This window comes from Mesonia algae, assembly GCF_003253545.1.
Taxonomy (GTDB): Bacteria; Bacteroidota; Bacteroidia; order Flavobacteriales; family Flavobacteriaceae; genus Mesonia; species Mesonia algae.
This window is the reverse complement of the sequence record NZ_QKYV01000010.1, coordinates 1-12662: the sequence shown is the minus strand read 5'-3', so window position 1 is coordinate 12662 and position 12662 is coordinate 1. Positions and strand designations below refer to the sequence as shown.

Annotated in this window: 12 protein-coding genes and 1 rRNA gene; 5 read left to right on the top strand and 8 right to left on the bottom strand. The window is 33.1% G+C overall.

The genetic code is table 11. The features are described from left to right. The first annotated feature begins 5 nt into the window (after positions 1 to 5). Positions 6 to 620: a DUF4252 domain-containing protein gene (locus LX95_RS13725; protein WP_111542034.1), complete on the top strand. Its 615-nt coding sequence runs from the start codon at positions 6 to 8 to the stop codon at positions 618 to 620. A 46-nt stretch (positions 621 to 666) separates the two neighbouring features. Here LX95_RS13725 and LX95_RS13720 read toward each other — a convergent pair whose 3' ends face one another. Together LX95_RS13720 and LX95_RS13710 are read right to left on the bottom strand one after the other, a co-directional pair. Further along, positions 667 to 1302 (bottom strand): SanA/YdcF family protein, encoded by a 636-nt coding sequence (locus tag LX95_RS13720; RefSeq protein ID WP_111542033.1) that lies wholly within the window; start codon positions 1300 to 1302, stop codon positions 667 to 669. Between the two features lie 530 nt (positions 1303 to 1832). Beyond that, positions 1833 to 3266: an L-serine ammonia-lyase gene (locus tag LX95_RS13710; RefSeq protein ID WP_111542031.1), complete on the bottom strand. Its 1434-nt coding sequence runs from the start codon at positions 3264 to 3266 to the stop codon at positions 1833 to 1835. Between the two features lie 245 nt (positions 3267 to 3511). Between LX95_RS13710 and dnaK the strand changes: the two genes are divergently transcribed. Beyond that, positions 3512 to 5428, top strand: coding sequence for a molecular chaperone DnaK (gene dnaK / locus LX95_RS13705; protein ID WP_111542030.1), 1917 nt, complete (start codon positions 3512 to 3514; stop codon positions 5426 to 5428). 69 nt (positions 5429 to 5497) lie between these two features. Beyond that, complete coding sequence (locus LX95_RS13700) at positions 5498 to 6493, top strand: LLM class flavin-dependent oxidoreductase (RefSeq protein ID WP_111542029.1); 996 nt, start codon at positions 5498 to 5500, stop codon at positions 6491 to 6493. 68 nt (positions 6494 to 6561) lie between these two features. Here the strand turns inward: LX95_RS13700 and LX95_RS13695 are convergent, their stop codons facing one another. From LX95_RS13695 to LX95_RS13685, 3 genes are all read right to left on the bottom strand, one after another. After that, complete coding sequence (locus LX95_RS13695; RefSeq protein WP_111542028.1) at positions 6562 to 7293, bottom strand: DUF4369 domain-containing protein; 732 nt, start codon at positions 7291 to 7293, stop codon at positions 6562 to 6564. A 91-nt stretch (positions 7294 to 7384) separates the two neighbouring features. Then, positions 7385 to 8653 (bottom strand): DUF819 family protein, encoded by a 1269-nt coding sequence (locus LX95_RS13690; RefSeq protein WP_111542027.1) that lies wholly within the window; start codon positions 8651 to 8653, stop codon positions 7385 to 7387. A gap of 67 nt (positions 8654 to 8720) precedes the next feature. Further along, the gene (locus LX95_RS13685; protein WP_111542026.1) at positions 8721 to 9647 is read right to left on the bottom strand and encodes an alpha/beta hydrolase; all 927 of its coding nucleotides are present in this window, start codon (positions 9645 to 9647) and stop codon (positions 8721 to 8723) included. Between the two features lie 130 nt (positions 9648 to 9777). Here LX95_RS13685 and LX95_RS13680 point away from each other — a divergent pair, with 130 nt between their 5' ends. After that, the gene (locus LX95_RS13680; protein ID WP_245924784.1) at positions 9778 to 10566 is read left to right on the top strand and encodes a S1/P1 nuclease; all 789 of its coding nucleotides are present in this window, start codon (positions 9778 to 9780) and stop codon (positions 10564 to 10566) included. Positions 10567 to 10623: 57 nt separating this feature from the next. Here the strand turns inward: LX95_RS13680 and LX95_RS13675 are convergent, their stop codons facing one another. Genes LX95_RS13675 through LX95_RS14795 form a run of 3 tightly spaced genes read right to left on the bottom strand, consistent with a single transcriptional unit; the run spans position 10624 to position 11863 of the window. Next, the gene (locus LX95_RS13675; RefSeq protein WP_111542025.1) at positions 10624 to 10902 is read right to left on the bottom strand and encodes a TIGR03643 family protein; all 279 of its coding nucleotides are present in this window, start codon (positions 10900 to 10902) and stop codon (positions 10624 to 10626) included. Between the two features lie 2 nt (positions 10903 to 10904). Beyond that, positions 10905 to 11483 carry an alpha-ketoglutarate-dependent dioxygenase AlkB family protein gene (locus tag LX95_RS13670; RefSeq protein ID WP_111542024.1) on the bottom strand — a complete coding sequence of 193 codons (579 nt, stop codon included), beginning with the start codon at positions 11481 to 11483 and terminating at the stop codon, positions 10905 to 10907. Between the two features lie 17 nt (positions 11484 to 11500). Beyond that, positions 11501 to 11863 (bottom strand): DoxX family protein, encoded by a 363-nt coding sequence (locus tag LX95_RS14795; protein ID WP_111542092.1) that lies wholly within the window; start codon positions 11861 to 11863, stop codon positions 11501 to 11503. 734 nt (positions 11864 to 12597) lie between these two features. Between LX95_RS14795 and LX95_RS13660 the strand changes: the two genes are divergently transcribed. After that, positions 12598 to 12662, top strand: a 16S ribosomal RNA gene (locus LX95_RS13660); the annotation flags it as partial.

Here is a 12662-nt window from a genome sequence, read left to right as displayed (position 1 = left end):
AAAAAATGAAAAAGAAAATAAATATTATAGGACTTCTAGTTTTGATAATGGGATTAGCTTCTTGTACAAGCGAGCCAAGCCTACAGAGCTATTATGTAGACCACCAAGACAATAAGAACTTTATGGTGCTAGATGTTCCTGCAAGTTTAATTGTAGGGGATAACTCTCAACTTCCTGCAAAAGATCAAGAAGTTTTAAAATCGGTAAAAAAAGCAGTAGTGCTAGCTTTACCGTTAAACGGAGAAAATGAAGAATTCTATAAAGAAGAACGCGTTACAATAGAACAAATCTTAGAAAATGAAAAGTATAGTCTATTAATGAGAATGGGATCTTCTAAAAGTGGTGTGCGCATATCCTACTTAGGTGATGAAGATTCTATAGATGAAATTGTAATTTATGGGAATGATGAAGAAAAAGGCTTTGCAGTAGCTCGTGTTTTAGGAGATGATATGAATATAGGAGCAATCTTAAAATTAGCAAAATCTATAGGAAATGGAGATGTAAACGTGAACGTTAATTCCTTAGAACCATTAATGGATATGTTAGGAGAGAAAAATGACTCTTTAGAAATGAAGATTAATAAACAAAGACAAATAAAGAACGGAGATTCTTTAAAGTAAAACTTAAATGTGATTCAGAAGAAAGCCCGTTTTTAGACGGGCTTTTTTATTTAATCTCAATTTTATTACCTAAAAACTTAGGTTCTATTCCAATCACAATATCTAAAAAAGCTTTTGTCCTCGCTAAATATTCTCTAAGCTGTGTTTTAAATCCATAATTAAGAGAAACATCTTTAGCATTATAACCTACTGCACTTACCGCGTGTTTACTGGCTAAATAAATAGCCCTTTCATTATGAAACTCTTGAGAAACAATAGTAACACTGTTTTGACCGAATATTTCTTTAGCTCTAACTACAGAATCTAACGTTCTAAAGCCTGCATAATCGAGGAAAATTTTATCTTCAGGTATTCCTTTTTTTAAAAGTTCATTTTTAAAATCGTTAGGTTCGTCATAGTTTACACTTCCGTTATCTCCACTTATGAGAACAAAATCTATTTTTCCGCTTTTAAAAAGTTGAACAGTTGCATTAATTCTGTGTGTAAAATATAAATTAAGTCTTCCGTCTTTTAAGTACTTGGAGGTGCCTAATACAAGACCTACCTTATTTTTAGGAATTTCACTAAGCGTTGAAAATGTTTTGTTTTTAGCAGCTTTAGTAACTATATAATTTGAGACTAATAATAAAGCAATGGAAAAGATACAAAAGAAAATAAAAAGGAATTTAATTTTTTTCTTCATAGATGTGGATATAACTTTATACTTTATCTAAAGTAGAAGTCAGTTTCTCATTAAAAATATTTTCTCCTGTAGGGATAGTAATTTGTAAATTTTTATCAAAATCAAAAATACTTCGGTAGTATAAAATTTGTTGATCAAAAAATATATATATTATTTCACCATAACTTTTAGATAGAAAAAACCTACCATTGGCTCCATTACTATTGGTTTTAAGAATAATTGAATTTTCATTTTGCGAATGAATTTACCAAGAATGTTTTTTAGTCAATGCATTCAATTTTTTTAGAAAAAGAGTTTTATCTAAATTTAATTTCTTCTTTTTAAATTTTAATTTTTGGTTTAATTTAATGTATATAATTAAAGTTATACCTAGAATTATTAACCCAATTTTGCTTGAAGTATAAGTGAAGTAATTAGGAGAAAGGTTAAAGCTAAAATTAGTGAATAAGCAAAATATTGCTATAGTACAAAAGCCAATAGAAACTCTATAATATTTTAATTTTTCCCTAAAGCTTAGTTCTATTTTATTTCTAACAATCACTTAAGCTTACTTTTACGGCCAAACCACCTTCCGATGTTTCTTTATACTTAGAGTTCATATCTTTTGCTGTATCCCACATCGTCTCAATTACTTTATCTAAAGGAACTTTAGCTTTGCTGGCATCACTCTCTAAAGCAATTTCGGCGGCATTTATCGCTTTTATGGCTCCCATAGCATTTCTTTCTATACAAGGAACTTGTACCAAACCAGCAATAGGATCACAGGTTAAACCTAAATGATGTTCCATAGCAATTTCACTAGCCATTAAAATTTGTTCGGGAGAACCACCCAACAGATGTGTAAGTCCGCCCGCAGCCATAGCAGAGGAAACGCCAATTTCTGCTTGACAACCTCCCATCGCAGCCGATATAGTTGCTCCTTTTTTAAATAAACTTCCTATCTCTCCGGCAACCAACATAAATTCTTTTAGTTGTTCAAAAGTCGCATCGTGGTTTTCAATAGTCATATAATACATCATAACGGCGGGGACTGTTCCTGCACTTCCATTAGTAGGAGCAGTAACTACTCTTCCTAATGCTGCATTAACTTCATTTACACTAATGGCATAACAACTTACCCATTTAAGAATTTGTCTAAATTTCACCTCGGTATTACGAATCGATTCTAACCATTCTTGCGGATTGTTATATTGCTCATCACCAATTAAGCGTTGGTGCATCCCATGAGCTCTACGCTGCACATTTAATCCTCCCGGTAAAACACCATCGGTGTGACAACCTACATACATAGATTCTAGCATAACATCCCAAACATCTTTTAGCCCTGTATGAATTTCATCTTCATTACGTAAAGATTTCTCGTTTTCTAGAACAATTTCGGGTATGCTTTTACCTTCCTGTTTACAAAATGCAAGTAAGTCACTTCCTTTCTCTATTGGAAATGGGAATTGAGCTAATTCTTTTTGATTTTGTTTAGCATTTTTTCTTTCTTTTTTTACCACAAAGCCTCCACCAATGGAATAGAACGTGGAAGAAGAAGTTTTGCCGTTTTCTAAAGTAGCGGTAAACTTAATACCATTAGGATGAAATTCTAAGAATTTCTTATTGAATATAACTTGCGTAGTAGGATCAAATTCTAATTGTTTTTCTCCGTTAAGTTCTAATCTTTTAAAAGTATGAATGGTTTCAATGGTTTCATCTAGTAAAGATAAATCCATCGTTACAGGATCAAAACCACAAAGCCCTAATATAGAAGCGATATCTGTAGCGTGCCCTTTTCCGGTAAGAGATAAAGAACCATATAAATCTACTTTTACTTCTTTTACTTGTTCAAAAACATTTTTTCCTTTCAATTCATCTATCCATCGTTGTGCAGCACGCCAAGGTCCCAAAGTATGAGAACTAGAAGGGCCAACGCCAATTTTTAGCATATCAAATACACTTATGCATTCTATCTTTTTCATAAGAAAAGAGTGTTTAATTTTTAGTAATTACAAATATGATAGAAAAAATTGTGCTTTCCATAACTGGCAGTGTTTTTTATTCCGCTTAAAGCGAAAAATACAAAGAACTCTAAACTAAAGAAAGCTTGTCATCTTTATAGTGTTGAATATTTAGGCTTGTGACAACCTGTCATAATTTTTTGAGTGGCACAGAGATTGAAATATGCTTACCGAATTAAAAAACAAAAAAATAAAAATATATAGTTATGAGTAAAATAATTGGTATTGATTTAGGTACGACCAACTCTTGTGTTTCTGTAATGGAAGGAAACGAGCCAACGGTAATACCTAATGCCGAAGGTAAGAGAACGACTCCTTCTGTGATTGCTTTTGTAGAAGATGGAGAGATTAAGGTAGGTGATCCTGCAAAGCGTCAAGCAGTTACCAATCCAGAAAAAACGATTTCTTCTATTAAAAGATTTATGGGGAATAAATTCTCTGAGTCTAGTAGAGAAGCTGGTCGTGTAGCTTATAAAGTAAAAAAAGGAGATAACGATACACCAAGAGTAGATGTTGATGGTCGTTTATATTCACCACAAGAACTTTCTGCTATGATTCTTCAAAAAATGAAGAAAACAGCAGAAGATTATTTAGGACAAGATGTTACAGAAGCGGTAATTACTGTTCCTGCATATTTTAACGATTCTCAGCGTCAAGCAACTAAAGAAGCTGGAGAAATTGCAGGTCTTAAAGTAAGAAGAATAATTAACGAGCCTACTGCAGCAGCATTGGCTTATGGATTAGATAAAAAAGGACAAGATCAAAAAATCGTAGTATTTGACTTTGGTGGAGGAACACACGATGTTTCTATCTTAGAATTAGGAGATGGAGTATTTGAAGTATTAGCTACCGATGGTGATACACACTTAGGAGGTGATGATGTAGATGAGGTAATTATCGATTGGTTAGCTGAAGAGTTTATCAAAGATGAAGATATCGATTTACGTAAAGACCCAATGGCTTTACAACGTTTAAAAGAAGCGGCAGAGAAAGCAAAAATTGAATTGTCTTCTTCTAGCCAAACTGAAATCAATTTACCTTATGTTACTGCTACATCTAGCGGACCTAAGCACTTGGTTAGACCTTTATCTAGATCTAAATTTGAGCAATTAATTTCTGATCTTGTAAAAAGAACAATCACTCCTTGTGAGAAAGCAATGAAAGCTGCTGGAATCTCTAAGAGTGATATCGATGAAGTAATCTTAGTAGGAGGTTCAACAAGAATTCCTGCAGTACAAGAAGCAGTAGAGAAATTCTTTGATAAGAAGCCAAGTAAAGGTGTAAACCCAGATGAGGTAGTATCTTTAGGAGCAGCTATTCAAGGAGGAGTTTTAACAGGAGATGTAAAAGACGTTTTATTATTAGATGTAACACCACTTTCTTTAGGAATTGAAACTATGGGAAGCGTAAACACTAAGTTAATTGAAGCGAACACTACGATTCCTACCAAAAAATCTCAAGTGTTCTCAACAGCGGCAGACAATCAACCATCTGTAGAGATTCACGTATTGCAAGGAGAGCGTCCAATGGCAGCAGATAATAAAACTATTGGTAGATTTCACCTTGACGGAATTCCTCCAGCACAAAGAGGTACTCCACAAATTGAAGTAACTTTTGATATCGATGCTAACGGAATTATAAAAGTAAGCGCAGAAGATAAAGCAACTGGTAAAAAACAAGACATTCGTATCGAAGCTTCTTCAGGTTTAACCGAAGAGGAAATCGAAAAAATGAAGCAAGAAGCTGAAGCTAATGCTGAGTCTGATAAGAAAGCTAAAGAAAAAGTAGATAAGCTTAATGAAGCTGATGCTATGATTTTCCAAACAGAGAAGCAATTAAAAGAGTTTGGTGATAAACTTTCTGACGATAAGAAGAAACCAGTTGAAGATGCTTTAGAAGAATTAAAGAAGGCATACGAAACTAAAGAGTTAGAGCAGATAGAGCCAGCTTTAGATAAGTTAAATGAAACTTGGAAAAGCGTTTCTGAAGAAATGTATAAAGCACAAGCTGAAGCACAACAAGGCGGAGCTCAACAAGGAGCAACTGGCGGAAGTGCAGAAGGAGCAGACGACGCTAAAAGCGGAGACGATGTAGAAGACGTAGACTTCGAAGAAGTGAAATAAGTTCTTTAAATATTTTAATATATAAAACGCAACTCTCAAAAGGAGTTGCGTTTTTTTATCTCTAATACTATGAAAAAGAAAACCCCATATTCAATCTTAGAATTGGCAAGTGTTGCTAAAGATTCTACTATAGGACAAACCTTTGCCAAAAGTGTAGATTTAGCACAAGCGGCTGAAAGATTAGGATACACAAGATTTTGGTTAGCAGAACATCATAATATGAAAAGTATTGCGAGTTCTGCAACATCGGTACTTATTGGTCATATTGCTGGAGCAACTAAAAAAATAAGAGTAGGGTCTGGCGGAATTATGTTACCCAATCACTCTCCGTTAGTAGTTTCAGAGCAATTTGGTACACTAGGTAATTTATATCCCAACCGTATAGATTTAGGTTTGGGAAGAGCACCAGGAACAGATCAAGAAACCGCACATGCGATACGATCTGATCGTATGAAAGCTGTATATCAATTTCCAGAGGAAGTAGATAAAATTCAACATTTTTTCTCTGCTGAAAATAAGGATAAGGTACGCTCATATATCTCTGAAGGAGTAGAGATGCCTATTTATATCTTGGGTTCTAGTACAGATAGTGCGCACGTGGCAGCTCAAAAGGGTTTACCTTATGTGTTCGCAAGTCATTTTGCACCTGCACAATTACATAAAGCTTTGCAAATTTATCACGAAAAATTCCAGCCCTCTAAATATTTAGACAAGCCTTATACCATTGCTGGAGTAAATGTAATTGCAGCTGATACAGATGAAGAAGCCGAAAAGCTTTCTACTTCTATGCTGCGTATGATTTTAGGAGTGGTGACTGGAAATATAGATTATGTACAAGCACCCACTAATATGACTCAAGAATTAAAAGAAATTGCTAGTCACCCTAGCATTCAGCAGATGACAAAATATGCGTTTGTTGGGAATAAGGAAAGTATTAAGGAAAGCACGAAACAATTTTTAGAAGATACCCAAGTAGACGAAATTATTGTTGCTTCTCATATTTATAATCATCAAGACAGGGTAAAGTCTTATGAGATCTTTGCTGAAATTATGCAAGAAATGTAAAATTCAATTAGTAAATACAAAAAAAGGCGATGTAAAAACATCGCCTTTTTTTATGAATTTGTAAATTACTATTTATCACTGACTTTATCTTCTAGCTTCAAAAGTTTACGCTGTTCTTTAATTAAATCTTTCAGCTCTTTACCATATTTAGATTTTCTAATCTCTTTTTGGTAAGAATTATAAACGGTATCTAAATATTTGATGTTGGCATCAAAAGCTTCCGTTAAGATAATATAAGGAGAAACTTCTTTGTCTTTATGGTTGATAGCAAAGTTCACAGTATATAAATACTTTCTCTTTAATAAATTTTCATACGATTTATTGATAGCTAATACTTTTTCTTGGTCGTTTGCTTTTTGGGCATCAAAACTTTCTTTTACTAAATCTAAATTTTGCTCATTAAACCTTTTAATGATTCCTTCATACTCTTCTAATATAGCTTGATTCTTAGACCCTGAAACTTTTGAGTTCGCCACAAAATTGTCTAAAGTAGAGTTGATGGTCATTTCTCCTTTTTCCGCAAAGAAATCAATGATGTCATCATTTTTGTCTCCATCAATTTTATCTAAGTATAGAAACATGATTTCGGGTTCATCTATATAAGCTTCTAAAAGGTAATTAGAATCTCCATCAATAATAACCGAATCTATATTTACGATACTGGTATCTTTTATTTTTTGTAAATAAAGTGACCCTTGCTTTAATCCTTTAATATTTCCGCTAAGGCTAAAATTAGTTTCTTTTTCTTGGCAAGAAACCATTACTAAAATAGTGAGTGTTAAAATAAATATTCTTTTCATCTTCTTTTTTAAATTGGGTGCAAATATGCTTTTTTTTATTGAACTGTACTATTAGATTATGAATACTGAATCAAATTTAGGACAAGTGAATTTAGGCACTTACTGCGGCAATTTCCATTAATACAGCACATAAATATGCAGCCCAAGTACCAACTACATATCCCATCACTGCTAAAAGTACACCAACTGTAGCTAAAGAGGGGTGAAAAGCTGCAGCCACAACAGGAGCAGAGGCTGCGCCACCTACATTAGCTTGACTTCCTACGGCTAAGAAAAAGTATGGTGCTTTAATAAGTTTAGCTACTCCAACAAGTAAGCCTGCGTGGATGGTCATCCACACTAAACCTATAGCGATTAGACCTGGATTTTCAAAAATCATTAAAAGGTCCATTTTCATTCCTATAGTTGCCACTAAAATGTAAATGAAAATACTTCCTAATTTACTAGCACCAGCTCCTTCATATTTTTTGGCTTTAGTAAAGGAAAGTAAAATTCCGATAAGGGTAGCGATGGTTATCATCCAAAAGAAAGTAGAAGTAAACGATGATAGAGCAGATGATTTATCATTAAATACTTCAAAATTATTAATTAAAGCAGCAGAAATACCGTCGGCTCCCCAATGTGCGATACCCACAGCACCTAATGCTAAACCTAGCATAATCATATAATCTGCTAAAGAAGGGTTTCTTGTAATCCCAGCAGTATAATCTTGTACCTTATTTTTAAGTTTGGTAATCGCAGAAGAATCTGCTTTTAACCATTTATCAATCGCTTCGGTTTTGGCAATTCCCATTAAGATCACCGCCATCCATAGGTTAGCGACAACGATATCTACGAATACCATTCCTCCATATTTCTCTGGATTGAATTTGAATATCTCTAACATAGCAGCCTGATTAGCGCCACCACCAATCCAACTCCCCGCAAGAGTAGCTAGACCTCTCCAAATTGCATCTGGACCAGATCCGCCAACCGTTTCTGGAGAAACAGCAGAAATTAAAAGAATCGCTAAAGGTCCGCCAATTACAATACCAATGGTACCCGTAAAGAACATAATTAAAGCTTTTGGTCCTAAATTAAAAATTGCTTTTAAGTCTATGCTTAATGTCATTAAAACTAAAGAAGCAGGTAAAAGGTATCTACTGGCTACAAAATAAAGTTGAGATTCTTCTGCACTTATAATTCCTAGTGTATTAAAAATTGCAGGAATTAAATAACACATTAAAAGTGCGGGTACTACTTTGTAAAAGCTTTTCCAAAAGCCAGTTTTGGCTGAAGAGGTATAAAATACAGCTGCTAAAATGAGCATTAGTATTCCAAAAACAATGGCATCGTTCGTAAAAACAGGTGCGTTTTCCATAAAATATCTGATTTTTGGTAAATATACTTACTTTAGCAAAACTTCAAATATTTTGAGGAAGGACTTCTTATTTATCTTCAATAAAAAGTGAGATTGTTTTAGTAAGTTCTTCAGAAATAAGCAAATCTTTACGGTAATAACTTTTCTGGTTCACCATATCATTATTGCCCTCTACATTTACTAATACGTAATTCATATTTTCAATTTCCTTAACGGAAGCATTAGGGTAAGCTTTTTGTAAAGCAGATAAATCTTCTGGAGTGGATTGTAAATCTTTGCTTCCGCGGATAAGAAGTATAGGGATATTAATTTTTTGAATTTCTTGAGTAGGCGTGTAAGCCATCCAAGAAGCCATAAAAGGCTGCAAATCTTTACGCAACATCGACTCTAATGCTGGATTATAGTTTTTAACCTTGCCTCGCTTTTTTAATTCCGCGAAAGCGCTAGTGGCATCTTGAGCTAAACCAGGAGCTTGAAGTTTGATTTTACCTAAAATAGTTTGATCTATACTTTGTGCTGCCCCGCCAATACTTATAAGACCGTCTACGTTGTTTTGCGCTGCTAAAATTCCTACTAAAGAACCTTGTCCGCGTCCTATAATATATATAGAGGTATATTTTTGTTTATTCTTAAAGTAATCTATGGTCGTCTTGGCATCTTCGACCATAAAATCGAACCTGAAGTCTTTTTCTTGCAGATTAAGTTTTTGCGCTTTTAAAATTCTTTTGTCGTATCTAAAAGAACTAATACCTCGGTGAGCTAAGCTTTCTGCTAATTTTTTAGTAGCATTATTGGTTTGAGTTCTTTCATTACCATTACGGTCTATTGCGCCAGCATCATTGAGTATAATTACAAGCGGACTTTCCTTAGCAGTGCTAGTTAAAAGAGTTCCTTCTACAAATTGGTTGATTTTAATATCGTTTGCAATCACATTAGATTGTGCAAAGGAAATTTGTGTAATAGTGGCTAAAATTAAAAAGCAAAACTTTTTCATAAGGATAAATTCAATTTTTGCTAATATAAAACGATTTGTAGAGATAAATGTTGTTTTAAATTTAGATTAAGTTGAAGCAAAGAGAAATAATTTTTAAAACAATATTGTACTTTTGAAAAAAATATAAGTTTTGAAAAAACAAATCTCTCTAAGTTTACTTTTTTTACTAATTAGCATGACTTCTATGCAAATCTTTGCAAACGAAGATTGGGGACAAAATGGACATAGAACTACTGCGCAAATCGCACAAAAGCATCTTTCTAAAAAAGCTTTAAAAAGAATTACCAAGTTGCTGGATGGTAATACCATTGCAGTGGGATCTACTTTTGCAGACGAGATTAAAAGTGATAAAGCTTTTAGAGGTTATAGTAAATGGCATTATGTAAATATTCCCGATGGTAAGACTTATGCAGAAATAGAAAAAGATCTAGAAGAAAATGTAGTGTGGGGAATAGAAGAGTGCATTAATAAATTACAATCTAAAGATACAGAGGTTAAAGATCAACAGTTTTATTTAAAAATGTTAGTTCATTTGGTAGGAGATCTACATCAACCTATGCACGTAGGTAGAGCAGAAGATAGAGGAGGGAACGATATTAAAGTAGAGTGGTTTGGTGAAAAATCTAACTTGCATCGTGTATGGGATTCTAATATGATAGACAGTTACGATATGAGTTTTACAGAATTGTCTGCTCACGCACAACAGCTTTCTAAATCTGAAATTTCAAAAATTAAACAAGGAAGTGCTGAAACTTGGGCTTTAGAATCTCAATCTTTAGCAAAAAAAATATATGAGTCTGTAGAAGATAATAGAAATTTAGGATATAGGTATATGTATGATTGGTTTCCTCAATTGAAAAAACAATTGCAAAAAGGAGGGATTCGATTAGCTAAAATTTTAAATGAAATTTACGGATAATCAAACTCGAACCATCCTTTCCTATATCTATTATAATCGGTGACCTTGTTAATCTTATTATCTTTTAGATAATTTATTTTGAGAAATGTGCTTTTGCTGTTTAGACTTAAAAGTATTTACACCATCGCCTCTTAGTTTGAAGTGTTTTGTTTTTCTTCCTTGTACGCGAGCTCTCCACATTCTAAAACTAGAAGGTTTTAGTTCTCGCTGCATAATTTTAATAACGTCGTCTTCAGAAATATTAAACTGAAATTCAATAGCTTCAAAAGGCGTTCTATCCTCCCAGGCCATTTCAATAATTCTATCTAATTCTCTTTCGGTGAAATCTCTTTCCATAATTATGTTATAATTCTAAATGTTAGGTTAATTCTTTCCCCAACTATTTTTTTGGTTTTAGGAATCTCGTGTTTCCAATAATGTTGCGTGGTTCCTTTCATGAATAGTAAGCTTCCATTCTCAAGAAGTAGCTTTTTCTTTTCTTCCTTTAAAGTATTGTGTTTTAATTTAAAAACTCTTTCTGCTCCCAAACTAATAGAAGCTATAGGCGGATTTTCACCCAATTCCTTCTCATTGTCTGCATGCCAACCATTACTATCCTGTCCATCTCTATATAAATTTAAAAGACAAGTAGTGAAATGAATTCCTGTAACCTCCTTTAACCGATCTCTTAAATCTAATAGCTCTTGTGTAAACAATTTTGGCTGCATAGTAATTCCAGAATAAGAATAGGTCTGATTATTCTCAGCATACAAGGCAGTCAATCTAGGTTGGTCAAATTCTTTTCCAAATATTTTAATGGAGTCTTTTTGCCATTCCACTTTTTTCCTAAGAGTATTAAAAAGAGTAATACTTTCTTTATCATCTAAAAAATGATTTTCATAATAAATTTCAGAATCGGGTAGAAGTAAAGGTTTCATATAACGTTTTCACGGAATTAAAATTTTAAATAAAAGTAGGCCCACCATATAAGAAGAAATTGAAGAGGGAGTCTTAATAATAAAATCCATCGCGGGATACCAGCACTAGCTTTCTTAGAACTTAGCATATAGAAATGGACTAATAAAAAAATGAGTAGCATAAGAATGATACCATAAATAGCCCAATCCTTGTAGGCTTTAAATAAAAGAAGTATACCTAATGCAATTTCTAGAAGACCACTTAAGTAAACTAAACTGAGATGAGCGGGTAGGTACCTAGGCATAATCCTTAAATACATTTTAGGTCTAATAAAATGAAAAAGACCAGCGATAATATACATTCCGCTCATTATATATAGGTGCCAAGTAAAATATTCCATAATTGAAAGATATATAAATGTCATCTAGAACTTATAAGATTTAACTAATTTTAATAGATGTTATACTATGATATTTGATGATCAACGATTAATACTAACAAATGTTACTTTGCATATAATTCATTTTTAAGTTGTTAAGAAAATATTAAATAAAAGTTGCGATTTTGTTTGTTGGTTAGGGAAAAAGGGTTGTATATTTGCACCCCGCTTAGCGCGGTAGTTCATTGAGTTTTAAGGATCGTTTTTGAGAGTTAAAAATAAAAAAATTAATTTTCAAAAAAGGCTTGTTTAATTAAAAATAAGTATTAGTTTTGCATCCGCTTAGCGAAATAGAGTTGAGTGTGTTCATTGTGAGATTGGCTTTCAAAAAATAAAAAATAAATTATTTCATTTTTTATTTGCCAGAAAGAAAAAAAGGTTTTACATTTGCAGCCGCTAACACAGCAAGTGTTAAGAGTTCTTAAAATAACAAAAATAAAATCCCTTGGTTGGGCGAGAAAAGAAGAGGTTCGATTCCTTTTATTTTAGCAAGAAAAGTTGTGAGAATAACTTTTAAAAAGTTCATTGAAGTATTGAATTGACAGTGTATTTTCGATTAACGCAAGTTAAACGAAAGACGAATAAAAAAATTAAGGCTTTATAGAATAAGTTTTGAGTCTTTATTAAAACGTAAGTTTTAGTAATTAAAAATTCCAGTTGATATTTAAAGGTATTGTAAATATATTTAAAAAACAACGATGAAGAGTTTGATCCTGGCTCAGGATGAACGCTAGCGGCAGGCCTAACACATGCAAGTCGA